Origin of the sequence: Rhizobium sp. BK049 (genome assembly GCF_014193135.1) — a bacterium.
Classification (GTDB): Bacteria; Pseudomonadota; Alphaproteobacteria; order Rhizobiales; family Rhizobiaceae; genus Rhizobium.
In genome coordinates this window covers 1-19,178 of the sequence record NZ_JACHYV010000034.1, presented here as the reverse complement: position 1 = coordinate 19,178, position 19,178 = coordinate 1, and the positions used below count along the sequence as shown (strand labels likewise).

Sequence of the window (19,178 nt, the reverse complement as noted above, 5' to 3'; positions counted from 1 at the left end):
ATCGAAAAGAGGTGTTCTTCGAGACCCGAACACGTCGGTGGCGTGTGGCCGGGGCGCAAGCGGGGGCTGAAAACATGCATTTGGTATTTGGGTTGTCGGACGGGCGGGTGTATCCCGAGGCAACTGAGGCGATGGGCGCCATCGACGCAGCAGTCGTCGGCCCCGCAGGTCTGGTCGGCGTGCTCGAGGTCCAGCTCGGGATACTCGGCCCGAGTGCCTCCCGTGCCGTACGGATCGCGAGCTATCTCGCCAAGCTTCGGGCTGCCGGTGACGGCCGCTTCTGGGGTGCATCATTCGAGAAGGATCCCTGGTCAACAGCGGCAACCTTGCTGCAATGGCGTGACGATCTCATCGCGGCAGGTTGGCAGTGCAATCCCATTGGGGCGTGCCGGATTGACGATCTGGCCGCGGCAGAGATTGCCGGTACGATGTTGCCCCCTGGCCTGGCGGATCGCGCGGTTCAGCTGCTGAACGCGTTGCCAAGCCGTCCCGGTCTGCGCCTCAAACGGCTCACGGCGGCTGAGCCGAGAGCCCTGCTGCCCCCACTATGGCGGCGGGTGCTAGAGGCGCTGGAGGCCGCCGGCGTCTCGGTCAATCAGCACGAAGGCAACGTACAGGCCGCAGAGGGCTCCGACCTTCGCCAAGTGCAACGTGCTCTTGCCGGCGAAGGACGAGAGCAGCTCAAAGGAGACGGCACATTCGTCGTTGTCGACGCCGACACGGAGCTCATGGCTGCCGAAGTAATTGCCGATTGGCTAGCGGTCAGTCCGGCGGAGGAGCGCGCGGGCACCGTTGTTTTGGCTCCGGACGGAGACACAGCCCTGCTCGATCATGCATTGCGGGCGCGTGGCCTCCCGGCGCTTGGCCTTTCAGTGGCATCCCCCTGGCGTGGAGCGCTTCAGGTGCTGCCGCTCGCCTTCGCCGCTGCTTGGCAGCCATTTGATCCGCGCGTCCTGCTCAACCTTCTCATGCTCCCCCGTCCGCCGATCTCTCCTTGGGCAGCGAGACGTCTGGCCCGCGCGTTGAGCAAGGAGCCGGGTATCGGGGGTGCGGCTTGGCTTGATGCCTGGGCCGGGATCGAAGCCCGGCTCATCGAGATGTACGCCGCGCTTCAGCCGAAGGACACGCGGAAGAAGGTGGACGCAGTGCTTGCCGAATGGCGCACCTGGACAGATGTCGGCCGCTTCGACAGGGCTGTAGGTATTCCGACGGTCGAGGCACAGGCGATCGCCGGTCGAGTGGCCGCATGGGCGATGCGCGCGGATGCCGGACGCAACGACAGGCTGTTGCTGGCGGTCGCTGCGGCGGCGGGTGCCCTGGTGGACTCCCTCAATCGCCTTGAGCAGGAGGTCGTGCCGGCATTGCTCCTTGAGCGGGTCGTCAGCCAAGTACTTTCCGAGGGTGTCGTTAATCCGGACCATGTTCCCGAAGCAGGAAGTGTTCGCGCCGTCCGCTCTCCCGGAGCGTTGTGGTCGGCGGCGCCGCGGGTGATCTGGTGGGGGTTCGTTGGCCCAGGCGAGCGATTCTCGCGCCACCCTTGGGATCGAGCCGAGGTCGAGGCCCTCGAGGCCGCAGGTGTGACCTTAGAGACGTCGGCTGACGCAGCGCGAAGGATTGGGGCCGGCTACACCCGGGTTCTGCAGCGCTCCGCAGAACGGCTGATTTTCGTGCGGCCGGCGCTTTCGGGCGACGAACAAACGACGGTGCACCCTCTGGCCCACCAATTCAAACCCATCCTTGAGGGGGCCGGCGAAGGCGTGGTGTTCAAAGCCGAGCGCGTCCTGCGCGAGCCCGACGCAGCACTCGCCGGACGCCTTCTCACCCGTCATCCCGCGGAAACCAAAGACCCGCCCGCTGGTGCCGCGAAATGGACCTTGCCTGCTGGCGCGGCCGGTTTGATGGAAGGGCGCCGCGAGAGCGCGACTTCGCTTCGTCGACTCTTCAACTGCCACTTTGGTTGGTTCGCCCAGGATGTATTGGGCCTGCGACCCGGCCGCTTCGCCGAAATTCCTGGGCCGGACCAGCTGTTTGGCAATCTCGCTCATGAGATTGCACGAAGGTTGCTCCCTTCCGGACCGCCACCGCCGATGGCTGGTGTGCGTGCCGCGGCTACGGAACTCTTCGAGATGCTGCTGCCACAGATCGCAGCGCCACTGCTACAGCCCGAATACGCTGGTGAGCTCTCCGCCGCGCGCGAACTTGTGCCGGCTGCGTTGGAATCGCTCGTGGGTCTTCTGCATAAGCGCGAACTGGAAGTCGTTGGATCGGAACTCGAGCGGGAGGGTTCTTACCGTGATCTCGCCCTTCAAGGGCGACTGGACCTGCTCGTGCGCCGCGGGCCGCAAGTCGCAGTCCTGGACCTGAAATGGACCCGATCCGAGCGGCGTTACTTGGAGGAGATCGCTGACGGGAGCGCGATCCAATTGGCCGTTTACCGCGCGATCTCGGCGGACGACGGCGCCAAGGGAACCGGAGGCTACTTCCTGTTGCGTCAGCGCCGGATCCTGGCCGGCGACGGTTCAATCCTCACCGACCATCCGATCGAGGCCGAGCGCGCGGATACCGAAACGCTCGACATGGTCGCAGGTGATTGGAAGCGCTGGCGTGATCTTGCGTCGTCAGGCGTGCTGGTGGCAGCCGGGTTCGACGACGCCGTCGACCATCGGCCTGAGGGTCTCGAGTTCGAGGCGCCGAAGGAGCCTTGCCGCTTCTGTGATTTGACCAGCCTCTGCCGTGTCCAAGTGGAGACAATCTAATGCGTCGACTGAACACCATCACCGCTGCCGCCGGGGCCGGCAAAACCACCCGCATCGTTGCCGACATTGCGCGCGAGGTCACCACGCGTGCACCGGAAGAGATCTTGGCCACGACCTTCACGATTAAGGCGGCTGACGAGCTTGTCGAGCGCGCCCGTGCGAAGCTGTTCGAAGGGGGGAATTCGGAAGCCGCGGCCAGCCTCCTCGGAGCACGCTTTGGCACTGTCAACGCCGTGTGCGGCCAAATCGTCAATGATTTTGCGATCGATCTGGGACGATCACCGTCAACGAGCGTCATCGGGGAGGGCAACGAGGCTTTGGTCTTCAGTGTGGCGGCGGATGCCGCCATTGCCGCCAAGGCCGGAGTGCTCAACCCGTTGGCCGAACGCTTCGGTTATAACGACCCGAGGCGACCGGACAGTGGTGAGCCGCCGGACTGGCGGCGCACGGTGCGCGCGATCGTCACCCTGGCCCGGGCCAACGGTCTCGATGCTGAAGGCTTGTTGGCATCGGCGGAACGCTCGGTCGAATCTTACCGCGCTCTCCTGCCGTTACCGGCTGCTGATGGCACCGCGCTGGACGCAGGACTTGCTGCGGCACTTGCGGCCGCCGTCGCCGCCCGGCCAGCACAGCCGAGCAAGACCGCGGCAGATCACCTGCCCACCATCCGCGCGGCGCACGAGCGCGCGTCGCGCGGGGAGGTGCTCAATTGGTCGATGTGGGCAAGATTGACCAAGGTCGCCTGCGCGCGGACCAAGGATGGACCGGCCTACGCGGAAGCCTTGGCCAAGCTGGTCGCTGCGGCTGGGCACGTGGATCATCCACGTTTGCGGGTCGAGACCGAGCAGTTCATCCGTGAGACGTTCACTTGCGCGGCGGAGGCCCTGACGGCCTATCACAACTGGAAGGCAGAGCGTGGCCTTCTCGACTTCACGGATCAGGAGGCGCTCGCGCTGGAGGTGTTGAAGGATCCCGTTCGCGTTGGCCGATTGCGCGAGCGCGTTGGCCGCGTGTTCGTGGATGAGTTTCAAGATTCCAGCCCGCTGCAGCTCGCTGTGTTCACGGCCTTGGCGGAAGTTGCTGAGGAGAGCACCTGGGTTGGCGACCCGAAGCAGGCAATCTATGGCTTCCGTGGAGCCGATACGGAACTGACCCAAGCCGCTTTCACCGGCGCGGGCGCAGCCGCGAATCCGCAGGACGTGCTTTCAACTTCGTGGCGCAGCCGTCCCGGAGTGATCGAGCTGTCGAACGCCTTGTTTACACCGGCCTTCGAGCGCATGGGGCTGCCGGCGGCTCAGCATGCATTCTCGGGTGCGGCCCGATCGGACGTCGGGTTCGATCGCCCACCGACCGCTTGGTGGCCACTCCTCGGCAAAGTCGATGAGCAAGCGCAGGCGCTGGCCGAGGGAATTCGTCAATGTCTGGAGGATGCTTCGGCGTGGATGGTCGAAGGCGCTTCGCGTGAGCATCGCCCCCTCCGCTCAGGGGACATTGCTGTCCTTTGCCGCACGAATACGGACGTGGCCCGTTTCGCCCGGGCCCTCAGTCGAGTTGGTTTGCCGGTGGCGGTGGAACGTTCCGGACTAGCGCGCACCCCCCATATCGAGCTTGTGCTGGCGGCCTGCCGCTGGGTGGCCGACGCGACCGACCGATTGGCGCTCGCGGAACTCGCCCGGTTCTTCGGCAGCGATCCGGAGTCGGATGTGTGGCTAAGCGCAGCCGCAGCTGAGGATTCCGTCGGGGCGCTGCGGGCAAGAGTTCCTGTTGCGGCCGAACTTGAGGGAATCCGCGAGGGCGTGCTGAATCTAACGCCCGCCGAACTGGTCGATTCGGTGATCGCGTTGCCAGCGATGATGGCGCAAATCGAGCAATGGGGCGACCCGGCCATTCGTTTCGACGACCTCGAGGCGCTCCGAGGTTTTGCCGCCGCCTATGAAGGCGAATGCGCCGCGTCCGGCACGCCAGCGACGCTGCAAGGTCTTCTCCTCAGCCTAGATGGCGCTGATCCAAAGCGGCCGCCGAGTCTCGCCAAGGACGCGATCAAGGTGATGACCTATCATGGGGCAAAGGGTTTGGAATGGCCCATGACCGTCCTGACGGGGCTTGCGTGGGAGCCCAAGGCGCGGCTGTTTGAGCCGGTCGCGGAGGTTGATGGTGAGCTCGATTGGCGCGCGCCCCTCGAAAGACGTTGGATTCGATTCTGGCCGTGGCCATATGGTCAGTCTGGCAAAGACAGCGCCCTCGAAGTCGCGGCGTTCACGTCCGAGCTTGGTCAGGCCGCCTGGCGCCGCGCCGTGCACGAAGACATCAGGCTCCTGTATGTCGGGGTGACGCGCGCTCGCGATTATGTCGTGTTCGCGCCGCCCGCCAAAGGGACATTGAACTGGCTGAAATTGCTGGATGAGCCTGACTGTGCGCCACATGTCGTTCCACCGCCGATGGACGACAATCTGCTGACTGTTGGTGACCGAACCTTTGTTGCTGATGTCCGGCCGCTTGCAGCGAATGGAGCAGCCGAGGAGCGCTGCCCGCAGCCACCTTTCGTGCGGCCACGCAGCGTTCCTGTGGAACGGCCGCCGCTGTACTTGCGGCCCAGCCAAGCCGAAGGCGGCGATTGGCGGGTCGTGGAGCGCGTGAACCTCGGTGGGCGGTTGCCGATCGATGGGGTCGCAGACATGGCGGCGCTCGGCGAAGCCTTGCATGCGATCATCGCCTACGATGATGTCAGCAGGGACATGGAGCAGCGGCTTGCGGACGCCGACGCGACGCTCGCGCGTTGGGGAGTGAAGGGGTTCGCCGCGGTCGATGCGTTGACCGCATCCGACAGGCTTTCCGCCTGGCTCGGAACCCGCTGGCCCCATGGCAATCTGTTGCATGAGACGCCGGTAACGGCGCGGTTCGGCGATCAACTCGTTCAGGGCAGGATCGACCTGCTCGTCGACTTCGACCAGGGTTCGGCGATTGTCGACCATAAGAGTTTTCCCGGCCGTGTCGATCAGTGGGAGGGCCATGCCATTAGACACGCGCCTCAGTTGGGGCTTTACGGCAAAGCCGTCGCCTTGTTGTCGGGCCGACCATGCAACGAGTTATGGATTCATATGCCGGTTGTCGGCGCCCTGCTGCGGGTGGTTCGTACCGAGTGAGCAGGAAAGCGCCTGATCGTCCGACTTGGAATCTCGAGATCAGGGTTGGGCCAATAGAGGCGGACTGCGTTTGGTCGGACTTTACCAACGGAGCATCCACAGGACCTGGCTCTGAGCGAATGCCCAACGTGTTGTAACGATTAACTTTTCAAATTCATGATTTCTATTCGAACTTGTCCAGCTGGAGAAACGGGGAGGGGAACGAAACATGGCCCAGAGTTCAATCTACATGGTCGACGCGGATGGGGGGCTCAGGCGCATGACACCATCGGCGCCCGAGAATGAAGACAGAATGCAAACCCTCGTTGCTCGCTATCCCGAGCTCATCACCGATGGGGATGGTGATCTGTTGCTGATCCGGCGTGAGCAGTCGATTGCTGACAGCGAGGATGGCTCCGGTCGCTGGTCGCTCGATCACCTGTTCGTCACGCGTGATGCGGTGCCAGTCCTCGTCGAACTGAAGCGCGCAGTGGACACCCGTCTTAGGCGTGAGGTCGTTGGCCAGTTGCTGGATTATGCGGCCAATGCGACGGCCTACTGGCAAGCAGGTCGGATCGCGGACAGTTTTTCGAAGACTGCTGCCGACTCCGGCGAAGACCCCGAGGCTGTCTTGCGCGAATTTATCGGCGATCAGGACACGGCCGTGTTTTGGGCTCAGGTAGACGCCAACTTCAAGGCCGGCCGGATCAAGTTGGTCTTCGTCGCCGATGAAATTCCACGTGAGCTGGCGCGCATCGTCGAATTTCTCAATGATCAAATGCGCGCGGACGTGCGGGCCGTGGAGTTGCGGTGGTTCGCCGGCGACGGTGATGTCATCACGCTCAGCCCGCGGGTGATTGGCGAGACCGAGCGGGCGACTGCAGCGAAGCGATCGTCCGGGACGCTCGAGCCCATCTCGCGGGACCAATGGCTACAGAAACATTGCGGATCGGCCGGCGATGCGATTCATGCCGGCGCACGAGCATTTACTACCTTGGTGGAACGCCTAGGTGGGAAGGCTGATATCCCTTCAACACAGGGCTCGATCTACGCCATGTTCAAAGGTAACGATGGCAAAGCGTTCTACCCACTCCATCTGTGGGCGTACAACGCATCGGTCTCATTCTCGCTGCAGTATCTCTACAAGAGGTCGGGCATGCAGGAAGAAAGTGTGAGGAGCCAACTCCTTAGTGAATTGGCAGAAATTGTCGGGCCATTGTCGACGATGAACCTCAAGGGGTTCCCGGCCTTCAAGGTCGCCTTGTTAGCCGACCCGGTTATTGCTTCCAAGATGGAAAAGTGGCTCGGTAACACGCTCAACCGAATCCGATAGCCATCCTCGGCCGCCTTCTCGCGTGGGGTACTTATACCCCGCTGATCTCAACGAACTGTGAGGTCGCCGGTGGTTGCAAAACAATTCCATAAGGAAAGCATCGGCGGTACTGACGATGCCGATCATCTGACGCAACCAAAAATCGTTCGTGGGGCGAGTTCGGGTGCTCCCGCAGAGGGGTTGTAACTTGCTCACCAGTGGGCATGATCTTCATGGGACAGCAGAGGGGAACACTGGAATGCCGCTACAGAACGCCGCGATCGAGCTGAGATCGGTCAACAGGCTGCTCGTGGATGAGGACGGCGCCTCGGCGAGATATTGGATTCCCGCCTACCAGCGCGGCTACCGCTGGACTTGGCTGCAGGTGACGCAACTTCTCGACGATATCTGGGACTTCATACAAACGAGCGAGGAAAAACGCAGGACGTCCTTCTACTGCCTGCAGCCTCTCGTTGTCCGAAAACTGGACGATGGTCGATATGAGGTCGTAGATGGGCAACAGCGCCTGACGACTATCTTCATTCTGCTCTCTCATAGGAAGGAACTCGTCGCGCTCCTGGGAAAGAGGCTGTTTACTATCGATTTCGAGACCCGAGACCCCTCTTTCCTCGCGAGGATCGACATCGATCGCGCCGACGAGAATGTCGACTTCCATCACATATCCGAGGCTTGGCGGGCGATCGAAGCTTGGATGGAAGGGCGCGACCCAATGCACGCGCTCAAGCTACTCCAGCACCTGCTCAACGACGATGAGGCCGGCCGGAATGTCAAGGTCATCTGGTACCAGCTCGCTCCTCGCGACGACCCGGTAGCGGCCTTCACGCGTCTCAATGTCGGAAAGATCCCCCTCACCGAGACCGAGTTGGTGCGGGCGTTGTTCCTGCGCCGCGCGGCCCAGGATGATCTCACCGGCAACCTTTCCTTGCGGATTGCGTACGAATGGGACCAGATTGAAAAAAGGCTGCAGAACGATGCAGTCTGGTACTTCCTGCAGAACGCAGACGTGGGGGATGCCAATCGGATCGGCCTCATCTTCCGACTGGTGGCGCGGATGGCGGGCCGGGCTGTGGACGGAGAGGACTTCGGCGTTTTCTCCCATTTTGCAGAGGCGCTGAAGCCGGAGCAGAGCGCGGAACGCGAATGGCGGAAAGTAAAGGAGATCTTCATGGCGTTGGAGGAGTGGTACGAGGACCGGGATCTTTTCCACGTCCTCGGCTTCATCCTGCAGCAGGCGGAAGGTGGCCTTGCCACGATCATGGAGCTGCTCTCCGAGAGCCGGGGGTCGGGCAAGCAGGCATTCTTCCGAAGCCTTCGCGGCCGGGTGTGCCGTATGGTACTTGACGAGGATTTGGCGGTAATTTCCCCAACGGAGCTCGGGGAGGAGATTGCGAACCTCTGCCGGACGGTTGGCTATGGCACCGCGAAAGTGCGCAGCCTGCTACTCCTTTTCAATTTGGCGACCCTTCTCGAGGATCCGCGTTCGAACATCCGGTTCCAGTTCGACAGTTTCAAGCGCGAATCCTGGGATATCGAGCACATACGGTCGGTAAGCGACGAACGGCCCTCCCGCCCCCACTCACAGGAGGAATGGTTGCACCACTGCTTTGAATTCCTGCGCACTGCTGAGGGGGAAACGGAACGGGCGCTCGCTGAGCGGATCGAGACCTATCTCGACCCCAATACCGAGCGAGAGGACCGGGACACCTTCGAAGAGATCGATGGTGAGATACTGTCGTATTTCAACGAGACCGCAGACGGCCCGGACCATGACCTCGCGAACCTAACCCTGCTCGACAGTAGAACCAACCGCGGCTATCGCAATGCGGTCTTCGCAGTGAAGCGCGACATTCTGCTGAAACACGATAGGTCCGGCATCTTCGTGCCACTCTGCACTCGAAACGTTTTCTTGAAATGCTACAGCCGCACCGTGGGCAATGTGATGTTCTGGACGAAGGACGACGCGCGGGACTACCTCGATGCGATCAGTGGCACACTGACACGGTTCTTCCTCGAGCAAGGAGCGAAAGGGCAATGAACGGGAGAATGAGCTTCTACCAACTCATCGAAGGTCACGGCCGGGTCGAGGTCCCCGTCATACAGCGTGACTATGCCCAGGGTCGGCCGGACCAGCACATTGTTCGAGACGACTTTCTTAAGGCCTTGCATGACGCCTTGTGCCTGCCCGATGACGACCCTGCGCTGCCCCTCGACCTCGACTTCGTCTACGGCAGCGTTGTCAATGGCTCCTTTCAGCCGCTCGATGGGCAGCAGCGCCTCACCACGCTGTATCTTCTGCATTGGTATCTCGCGTGGGTCGATGGCTACGGCGAAGATTTCCGTGGCCGCCTCATTGCGGCGGGCCGATCCCGCTTCGGTTACGAGGTGCGGCCCGGCAGCCGGGATTTCCTCAACGCCCTCGCCTGCTACGCGCCGGACATCGCTCCGGCGGACTGCCCACACCTCGGCGCGATGATCACTGACGAGCCGTGGTACTTCCGCAGCTGGCAGTTCGACCCGACGATCCGCTCCGCACTGGTAATGTTGGATCGTATTCACGAAGTCTTCCGCCACACCTCCGGCCTTTACGCTCGGCTGATCTATGAACCAGCGCCGGCGATTACCTTTCAGCTTCTTGACCTCGAACAGTTCGATCTCTCCGACGATCTCTACATCAAGATGAACGCGCGGGGGAAACCGCTAACGCCATTCGAGACCTTCAAGGCCCGTTTCGAACGGCATCTGGAAAACCAGTTCGAGGGCACCCTGCCAGACGTCTGCGGTGAGACCCCCATTTCCGACTTTTTCTCGCATCGGATGGATACGCGCTGGTCCGATTTCTTCTGGCCATTCCGGGACAGGAGGACGGCCACCTTCGACGACGCCGTGATGAACCTGCTGCGGGTGGTGATCATGGTAACCCGCGCGCCCGCGACCGATGGTACCGCAACGGACCTCGCGGACTTGCGCTCCTCTGCTCGGCCAAGCAGCTACACTTGGTTCCACGAGAGATCCTGGCTCGACCGGGAGATGGTCGTGGCGCTGATCACGCTGTTGGAGCGGTGGAACGCGGGCTCGGAAGCGTTCCGCAGCTACTTGCCTGACAAGCGGCACCTCGACGAACAGACCCTCTTCCAGGAGATCATCACACGGCCCACCGGCCTGACGTTTCAGCAGATCGCGCAGCTGGCCGGCTACGTTCAGTATCTAGTCCATGCGCGCGGGGAGATCGACACCGCGGCCTTCGGCGCCTGGATGCGAGTGGTCTCAAACCTTGTCACCAACACCGATTACAACCGGCCGGAGGACCTTCGGCGCAGCTTAGCCGGTCTTAGGGACTTGGCGCCGTGGATGGACGAAATCACTCGCCATCTCGCTGGGCCGGAAGGTGATGTGCGGGGCTTCTTCCGGGACCAGGTGGCGGAGGAGCGGATAAAGGCGCATCTGATCGAGCTCGGCGACGGTTGGCCGGAGCGTATCGAGCGGGCAGAGCACCACCCCTATTTTCGCGGACAGATCGGCTTTTTACTGCACTTCTGCGGTTTCGACCTCGATGACCCGGACGCGGAGATAGCGCGGCTCGATGCGGCCGCCGCGCGCGACCTGTGCGATTCCTTCGAGCATTATTTATCCTGCGCCGTGCAGATGTTTGACGACCTTGTCATGGACCCCCCAGGGAGTGGTCGCCGCTGGGAACGTGCCCTCCTGGCAATCGGGGATTTCTTGCTTTTCATTGGTAGGAACTACACCCTGCTTGTTCCCGCTCAGGACGAGGCTTGGAGCTGGAAGCGGCTCCTGCGTAACGCGGCGGCAGGCGGGTCTGAAGGCCAGGTACTGAAGGATCTCTGGGAGCGCCTCGGAGAGGCCGCCGCCTTCGAGGCGAACCTCGCGGACGTCATCGCGTCGGCGTCCGACATTGATCCTTGGCGCGCGGCGATCCTCACCACGCCCGCGGTCTATAATTACGGTCTCTACAGGATGCTGCGCTTCTCGGATGAAGGCCGGGTGTATCTCCTGAGAAAATCGCAGATGAATGGCAAGCATGCGGAGCTTTTCACCTATTGCCTATACGAGGATCTGAAAAACGCGCCAGAGCCCCTCTCGCTTACCGTCGACTATTACGAATCGTCGTCAACCGACGACGAGCCGGGTCTATCTCTCTCGCGGCGTTTCAGCCGCGAGGACGTTACTTTCTACCTCTGCCTCGGGGACGTGCCTGACGCGTACGAACTCTACTTGGGTGAACCCCGAGAACCGGGGCGCAAACTTCGTCCCGTGTTGGAGGATGAGGGCTTTGAGAAGAGGGAAGGCTGGTGGACCAAGCTCGTGGGCCGCGACGAGATGAAGGACGCGGTACTGTCCCTCGACCGCGCGCTGGCGCAACAGGCGTAAGGGAGTCAGACGCCGGCGGGGGGCGCTCGCCAAGTCCCGCGTCGCCTGCGAGAGCGGCTTGTACAAAAGTTCCGCCCACTCCTATTCCACTCCGCCTTTGGCGAAGCGAAGCAGGCGGAGGCTTGAACCGCTTTCCATTACGCCGAAGAGAAGGCGGGACTTCGCGTTGCACGACCCCCAGACCACGACCCTTCGAGCTCACCATCGTTCATGATGTGCTGCGCAACCGCCGCAGGATCGCGTCGCGTCCCGCCAAGCTAGGCCCCGAACGCGGATCGTTCGCGCAGCCTAGCTGCGCGGCCACGATGCTGGTGGCGCGCCAGATAGTCGCTTCTTACGCAGCCGCGACGGAAAGCGGCCGGGGCGTCGCCATTGTTCTTGCGATGACGCGTAGCAGCGTGGTGCCCGCTAAGAACCGGCGTGGTGAAGATCGGGTTCAATTGTGGCGTTCAAATCAAGCCTAAGACGACGGGCGCGGATACGGCCAGCATCGAAATCAAAGCCACGAGCAGCGCTAACACCGTACTTAAGAAAGAAAGAGACTCAGGCCCCCCGTATCATCGTTTCCCGCACGGCCACTGCTACCCCTGAGCCGCAACGGCCGCCACGTGGCCAGCGAGAGTCGTCACGAAGGTCTTGAGGCTGGTGAGTTCCGACATCTCACCGTACTCGCCCGTTTGCGAGGCGGTGCGAGGCGAGGTTAGCAACGCTGCGGATCCGTACAGCTGCTCCTGAACAAGCCGCTGGCAGAGAACGTCGTAGCGTTTGAGATAGGACGCTCTCTCGAATTCCTTGAACAACGCGAAATGCGGCGAACGATCTGTCACCGGCCGACGGGACTCCGGCGCATCCTCCACCATCATCATCCATCCTACGAACGGTCGGGGATGTTTGCCGAAAGCGCCTTCGCGATAAGCCGTCCACAGATCATGTGCCGTCCCGATTGCTTCTTCCGTGCGGTTGTTGAAGTTATTCCCGAAGGATGGCCCCACCTGACTCTTAAGCTCGATCGCCGCAACAAGCCGCCTGTCATGCACGACCAACACGTCCCAGAGCTTCGTCGGCCGGAAATACCCTGGAAGGGTCAACACCGCCCGCTGCTGATGGATGGAGGCGTGTTTAAGACCGTTCGCCTTGACGATATCAATGAGGAGGGCCAAGAAACCGTCCATGTTCTTACCGGCGGTAACTCCGGCACGCTCTCCCTGATCTGCCCTTCCGGCCTCGATCTGCTTCTGTCGCGCCTTCTCCCGATTCCCCCAGAACGCCATAGTGGCCTCGCGGGCCTTCTTCTCATAGTCGACTAACTCTAACGCCATTCTCAAAAAGTCCCATTTCCCCCTATGGCTTGCCGCTCTGCCGCACTGAACTGGTACAGATGGCTCACCGCGTCGTTGCAGCGCTGGATATCCAAGGTCTGGGCAGCGCCGATCAACTCGTCTCTCACATATGTCGGAACATCCTTCCAGTGCGGCACACGGATCCGACGCAGGTATTGCGCCTGGAATCGCAGGTATCCGCCCCGCATCTTCGTCGAGTAGATGGCCACAAACAAACGGGCGATGCCCGAAAGCAGGACCGCCTGCAGCGCTTGGATGTCCCAGTCGTCGGACGTTATATAGTAAAGGTTGTGGTGGGGATAGAGCCGCCCCGGCTCGTAAACAACATTGGCTTCGCTCTTGATGTCCGGAATGAGCAGTTTGGATTTGTAGGTCAGCTCCGGATAGATCCGGTCGATGGTGCGGTACCAGCCGTGTGGGTTTTTCTTTGACACATGGCGGCTCTTGATCTCGGTCCCGTGCCGTTCGAGATAGCGCGCGAAACGCGGGTATGCATCCAAAGGCACGAGCCGGCCGTTTTCGTCAAAGGGATTAATGACCCCTTTTCCGTGCCACTCGACGCGACCGGAATGGATGTCCTTCGCCATGGCGAGCGGCAACTTCCTGTCATCCTCGACATCGAGTTCATCGAACTGACCTGTAAACACCTTGTCAGCGCCGGTTGCCACTCCGATTCCGACCTTGCACCCCGCTTCTTCCAGTGTGGGAAACTGCGCTTCCAGGCGCCGCACCACGGCGAGCTGGTCAAAAGACTCCAGCACCCACGGCTCAGCGCCACTGGCCAACGCTTGAATCTCCTTCACGTCGTCGAAGTCCGGCGTCTTTGACGCCGTCAGAGCGGCCGCGAGTTCTGTGAGAAATGCGGCGTCGATTTTCGGCCGATGGAAAAGACGCGTAGCTTTGCCGCGTTCGTTGCCAATAATGAAAATCGCGGGATAGGCGCTCACCTCCGCATGGAATGCCGGCGTGTCCATCATGTCCACGTAGGTGCGCAAATGATAATGATCCGCGACCAGCTGGCGCAGCGGCTTACCATAGCGGTTCTTCATCCAGCGATCGGCGCAAATGAATCCGAGCGCGCCGCCAGGCGCCAACAGCTTCAGCGAATGTTCGATGAACGGCACGTAGATGTCGGCACGGTCGTAGATGGTGGCGTACCGACGGCGGTACTCCGACATCAGCTCGTCGGGGATGAGCTCTTGGCGAACGTAAGGCGGATTGCCGACTACATGGGTGAAGGACTCGCCGAATTCCTCCAACAGAAAATCACCCTGATGCAACCATGCCTCTACCAGACTGCGCGCGGCGAGCACAGTGATGCCCCGCTCGGCGAGAAGCTCGACCGCCCGCTCTCTGGTCGCCTCAAACGTTGCGCGGTGCAGTTCAATGCCACGCAAAGCCGGCCGCAGCTCTACCGCGATATCGCGTTCGCCGCGATGCTTCCGGTAGGAAGTCAGCAGCCGGTCGATAATCGGCAGCAGAAAGTCTCCGTCACCAAACGACGGCTCGAGGATCCGCAAAGTGTGGAGCGGCCTGTCTGTCGTGTAGCCGGCGAGATCCAGAATGAAATCGACCACTTCGCGGCGGGTGTAAATCGCACCCCGCTCCTCGATGCCGGCGTTTGCAAGCCGCGACACGGCCGCCTCCAGCGGATCAAAACTAGGAAATTGGGGAGCAAGACTTTTAAGCAGCCGCACCGGATCGCGCCTCCACATTTAAACGATGCCAACTTAGGCGGTTCTGATATCGCGAGGTATCGGCAAAGCTAGAACAAAATAGGAACAAAAGCAACTTTTCAACAGATAACGATCGCCTTCGAATGCGTTTCTTTGGGGGCAGGAGGATCCCTCCAAAGCTCTACGCTCCTCGCGCTGAATACGACGCGCCCCCCTCCCGACGTCTTTCTCCGGTATGCTAGTGCGGCCAACTTTCGGGCACGTGTCAGCGCTACGACGACGAGACCAAGTTGCTCCGATTTTACGAGAGCCATATCCTGGCAGAGCAACGAGTATTGCGAGGGTGGAGCGTTGCTGCACAAAGCCTACAGCGAATATTGTGATGGTGTTCGCGAGCGGGTCGATTCGGAGGCAACGTGGATAGGGCAATATGGAGAAAACGCTACGGCTCCTTTGTGCGATTTGAGTGTCCGCGTTGCGGCCGGGGACGACTAACGCAGAAGAAAGACAGCTTCGTAAAGCTGGAACCTGTTCACGTTTCCCAACAGATTGAGGCGGATGAGCTGCAAGGCGAGCTGTCGTGGGGCCGGTTTAGCGGCTATCTCGTCTGCAACAAAGTGGGATGCGGCGAACTCGTGGTTGTGGCAGGGGACTTCGAGGAGCATTACCAGTACCAGTTTGACCAAGAGACCGGCGACCCTATCGAATTTACCGACACGAGCTATTGTCCCCGGATCATGTATCCGGCGCCGCCTATTATTGAAGTCCCGAAGAAGCTGGACAAGGAAGCCAAATCGCAGATGACCAGAGCATTTGAGCTGTTCTGGTCGGATGCCGGTGCGTGTGCAAACCGTCAGCGGATAGTAGTTGAACTGTTGCTGGACCAACTGGGGATTGACCGCAAAGGGGCGAAAGGGAAGCGAAAGAGGGCCCGCCTCGATTTGTCCGACCGAATCGACCTCCTGAAGGTTGTTCGTCCTGGCCACGATAAAGCCCTGACCGCGCTGCGAATCGTCGGAAACACCGGGAGCCATGAGGGCACGGTGGACTTTGAGGAACTCCTGGATTGCTTTGAGCTACTGGAAGACGCGCTGATTGAGCTATTGGAAGAGCGGCGGGCCAAGCTTGAGGCGAAGGCGGAAGCGATAATCAAGAGGAGAAGCCAACCCTCCACCTGACGCGCAAGAACTTCTGGAACACGCGCAGGATGTTCCGACCGTCTATGTACGCCATCACGCGATTACGGACGTTGCCGCGCCAGGGTTCTCTATTATGATAGGGTCCGGCTTAGACTGAGGCGGTTTAGGCGCTGGAGGCATAACCTCCAACAGTTTCGATGCTTCCAATGTCAAAAGATTGCACCGCTCGTGGATGAACTTGTAAAAGTCATCCGCGAAGGTGCTTTCAGGGAGCAAGTTGGAAGTGATGATTTCCGAAATATCCTCAGGCATCTTCGCTCGGTAAACGCCGGGCGATGCTCCGCCTATGGCGTTGTTATCTGTCCGAGAGAGAAAGCAAATGTTAGCCAAGCACGATTCATCGAAAATGATATCCTGTTCACTCGCTTTAATGTAGCTCCTGGGATAGATGTGATGGAATTCGTTTCGGTTGTATTCTTTCAGAACCTTGTGAAGATCAATTTTGCTGCCACTAATAAAGCTGCGAGGTCCGCGCTGGGCCAGCATGAGGATGAAGGTCTTTGACAAGACCGAATTGAGCCGGAAGATCGTCTCGAAGAAGAAGCTGTCGCTTAGATGGACAGGTGCAATGCTCAGCTCGCTGCGCGTCCTGTTCTTGAGCTCTGAGAATTCCGCAACGTCCTCCTTGAGTGTTTTGATTGGCTGGCTGTTGAGACGTCTTCCGAAGCAAGTCCGCCAAAACCATTTCAAGATTTCGGTTCGCTGCTTGCTGGTCATTTTGTGCTGGTTCTTCTCATCATCCGCAAAGAACACGCAAAGCGGAACGAGGATATTTTCGTAGGGAAGATTCTCCAACGAGGTGACGTGGACATTCTTCCTCAGGAAGTCGATGGCGCCCTTAATTCCGGTAATGACCGTTTCAAAGGAATCCCTGACTTTCTGGCCATTCAGATTGATAAGAGCTTCAGGCGATGGATCGAGCGTCATGACGGCGCTGCAGCAGCGGAGCAGAAGGTCTTTATTCGCTCCAACTTCCTTGAAGCCAAACGGCGTAAGTTCCTGTGCCAGATCCTCGAATTTACGGTTGAGGTCGAAATCGCCGCTCCACGTCCAGGCGCTGAGAAGCTGGACGGTATCAAGCTCGACGCCTCGCTGATTGACCCGCTCGAAAACAATCGCGACGGCGGTTTTATCCTCGGTCGATATTGTTTGGACGGGTATAAGGGCTTCCTTGAAGCGGGCTTGCAGCTTATCGATGCGCTGTATCAGCTCCTCGTTGTAGCCGTCGGTTTCCTTTCGGTAAGCGACAGGGTCAAAGAGGCAATGGATCGGGAAATGGCGGGTTCTATCCACCTCATCGTCCGCTAGCGCCATAAATGACGAATCTTGAGCATTTTCAGGCGTCAGCAAGTCGTAATAGATGTTTGCCCAAAGGGGACGCTTCTCCAATTGAATGTCCGTCTGAAACACCCCGAAAATGGAGGTGATGCGTTGTTGGCCATCAAGGATGTAATCCGTGGGGTAATACGGGTCGTTATGAGGAAGTTTAAAGGCGCCCAAGTCGCGTTCGTGGGCGAGTTCCTGCTTAGTCCGCCATAGAAGGATTGAACCGAATGGATAGCCCTTGTAGATGCTGTCCATGAGGTAGGCGACCCGCTCTGGGTTCCAAACAAAGCCGCGTTGGAAATTGGGAACACGCATCCGTCCGGCGACAAGTTCTTCCATGATTTTACGGATGTGCAACGGTTCGGCCACGGGTAGTCCTCAGAGAAGCGAATCACTACTTACACGCTAGTCAGGTGCTTTGCTGCAAGCAATGTGCAGAGTCGGGCGAGGCCGAGTTATACGCAGACAAATCGTTTGATAGCGGCCCTTTTGGAGGTACGTACTGGGGGTCTTTCGTACCTGTCGCGGCTGAGGCCATTCTGGCAGCATGGTTCAAAAGATTCCCCGATGCTGACGACCCCTCCCGAGACCAGAAAGGCCACATGAGCACCTCAGTGGGGCGTGACGACGTCGGGAGGCCCGTCTCCAGGTTCGGTCGGCGCCATGAGCCCGGCTCAGATCGAACAGCATCGCCCGTAGCTGGAAGATCGTCACACCTTTCGGAAACTCCCGCCTGACGTGGCGCCAAAGGATTTCAATGGCCGTCACGTTGGCCTGATCGTCACGAGCGATCGGCAGGCGCTGTTTGCGTGACCGCAGGCCCGGTGTGGTCCAAAACCACAGCCAGAGGCCCGCGGCGTAGTAGCCTTGCCGAGGCGACGAAGCACGTTGTCGGGCCCACGGGCCCGTCGATTGCTCGTACTGCGTACTGACGGCGACAGTGAGCTGAGCCGTTGTCGAGTTGATCAGGCGAGGCGTTCGAACTTCAACGGGGCCAGCGTGTAACGGAACAACGACACGTTCGGCGTCATTATTGCCGCGTAGACAGTCTTGTCCTGGAAATCAGGGGCCACAATGATGCCGCGCATCTTCGACTTCGCAAGTCCATCTTTGACGACGATCTCGCCCATGTAGGCCAAGATCTGCGCCAGGACTTCCTTGGTCGCCTTGACGGCTTTAAGTTCGATGACAACTTGCCTGCCCTTGGCGTCGACGGCCGTGATGTCGCGGAAGTTGTTCTCCTTGCCACAGTCGGCAACCCGAAGACCCCGTTCCAGCCGGCGAAGATTCCTGCGCAGCGTCTTCTGCAGCTCCAGTTCCCGCAGTTCAATCAGCCCCGGGGTTTTGTGGAGCTTGGTCTCTCCATTCAGTCCCTTTATCTCAGGGTCTTTGAAGCGTTTCCCGTCTTTGTGCTTCAGCCTGATTCGGCAATTGGCCCCGCTTCCCTCCTTGACGACGGTGTGGCCGATTTCCTTAAGCCGCCTAAAGACTTCGTACTGGTCCTGCCCGCTGTGGCTATGGATCTCGCCCATCGTTGTGCCGCCCGGCCGCGCGGCCAAGCGTATCGCCAGCGCTGCTTTCTCACGGACGCGGATTCCCCAAAACTCCTGGATGTCCATTGCCTCAGATCCTCCTACTCCCCCTGACGGCGAACAACTTGAAAAAGATACAATCGGAGACGTCGACAGCCAAGCTAACCGCGAGTGGGGCAGGCTTGCGGTCGAGGGGCGAAATGACACGCTAAGCGGCCGCGCCACCAACGGCCGCTGGGTGAAGGTTTTTCACCTTCCTCACCGCGCAGCTTGTCTAGAGGAGCCGTCCGTCCGCGGCGAGAACCAGCCCGTTGTTCCCGTTCTGTGCTCAAAAGATCGCATAATGGATCGACGGGAACTCACGATCTACTCGTGGTGATCAGGTGCAAGGCAGAATTGCCCCTTGTAACCGCTGCTGTTGACAGCTTGCGATCGAATGTCGCCAGCTGCCCCCCATGCACCTTGGCTAGCGCAAGCAGGTAGGTGTCAGTTACCTGTCCCGATG

10 protein-coding genes and 1 pseudogene are annotated in these 19,178 nt (G+C 60.2%); 6 read left to right on the top strand and 5 right to left on the bottom strand.

Translation table 11 applies throughout. The annotated features are described in order from the left end of the window. Nucleotides 1–74 precede the first annotated feature (74 nt). The 5 genes from FHT70_RS26905 (at nt 75) to FHT70_RS26885 (ending at nt 11,600) form a co-directional block, all read left to right on the top strand. Nucleotides 75–2,756 (top strand): PD-(D/E)XK nuclease family protein, encoded by a 2,682-nt coding sequence (locus tag FHT70_RS26905; RefSeq protein WP_183706031.1) that lies wholly within the window; start codon nt 75–77, stop codon nt 2,754–2,756. Further along, nucleotides 2,756–5,899 carry a UvrD-helicase domain-containing protein gene (locus tag FHT70_RS26900; RefSeq protein WP_183706029.1) on the top strand — a complete coding sequence of 1,048 codons (3,144 nt, stop codon included), beginning with the start codon at nt 2,756–2,758 and terminating at the stop codon, nt 5,897–5,899. The genes FHT70_RS26905 and FHT70_RS26900 overlap by 1 nt, the downstream gene beginning before the upstream one ends. A 208-nt stretch (nt 5,900–6,107) precedes the next feature. Then, nucleotides 6,108–7,211, top strand: a complete 1,104-nt coding sequence (locus FHT70_RS26895) for a hypothetical protein (protein ID WP_183706027.1) — start codon at nt 6,108–6,110, stop codon at nt 7,209–7,211. Between the two features lie 238 nt (nt 7,212–7,449). Continuing rightward, nucleotides 7,450–9,246, top strand: a complete 1,797-nt coding sequence (locus tag FHT70_RS26890) for a DUF262 domain-containing protein (protein ID WP_183706088.1) — start codon at nt 7,450–7,452, stop codon at nt 9,244–9,246. An 8-nt stretch (nt 9,247–9,254) separates the two neighbouring features. Continuing rightward, nucleotides 9,255–11,600 (top strand): DUF262 domain-containing protein, encoded by a 2,346-nt coding sequence (locus tag FHT70_RS26885; protein ID WP_246721992.1) that lies wholly within the window; start codon nt 9,255–9,257, stop codon nt 11,598–11,600. A gap of 581 nt (nt 11,601–12,181) precedes the next feature. Here FHT70_RS26885 and FHT70_RS26880 read toward each other — a convergent pair. Both FHT70_RS26880 and FHT70_RS26875 read right to left on the bottom strand, forming a co-directional pair. Further along, entirely contained in the window at nt 12,182–12,919 is a 738-nt protein-coding gene (locus FHT70_RS26880) for a PaeR7I family type II restriction endonuclease (RefSeq protein ID WP_183706086.1), read from the bottom strand. A gap of 2 nt (nt 12,920–12,921) precedes the next feature. After that, nucleotides 12,922–14,637, bottom strand: a complete 1,716-nt coding sequence (locus FHT70_RS26875) for an Eco57I restriction-modification methylase domain-containing protein (RefSeq protein WP_210282966.1) — start codon at nt 14,635–14,637, stop codon at nt 12,922–12,924. 395 nt (nt 14,638–15,032) lie between these two features. Here FHT70_RS26875 and FHT70_RS26870 point away from each other — a divergent pair, with 395 nt between their 5' ends. Beyond that, the gene (locus tag FHT70_RS26870; protein WP_348649568.1) at nt 15,033–15,794 is read left to right on the top strand and encodes a DUF4145 domain-containing protein; all 762 of its coding nucleotides are present in this window, start codon (nt 15,033–15,035) and stop codon (nt 15,792–15,794) included. Between the two features lie 54 nt (nt 15,795–15,848). On the opposite strand, the gene FHT70_RS26865 is transcribed toward FHT70_RS26870, so the two are convergent. From FHT70_RS26865 to FHT70_RS30515, 3 genes and pseudogenes are all read right to left on the bottom strand, one after another. After that, nucleotides 15,849–17,510, bottom strand: a complete 1,662-nt coding sequence (locus tag FHT70_RS26865) for a DUF262 domain-containing protein (RefSeq protein ID WP_210282965.1) — start codon at nt 17,508–17,510, stop codon at nt 15,849–15,851. Between the two features lie 596 nt (nt 17,511–18,106). Next, complete coding sequence (locus FHT70_RS26860; RefSeq protein ID WP_183706021.1) at nt 18,107–18,760, bottom strand: endonuclease NucS domain-containing protein; 654 nt, start codon at nt 18,758–18,760, stop codon at nt 18,107–18,109. 272 nt (nt 18,761–19,032) lie between these two features. Further along, nucleotides 19,033–19,178 (bottom strand): annotated as a pseudogene (locus tag FHT70_RS30515) (VapC toxin family PIN domain ribonuclease); the annotation flags it as partial.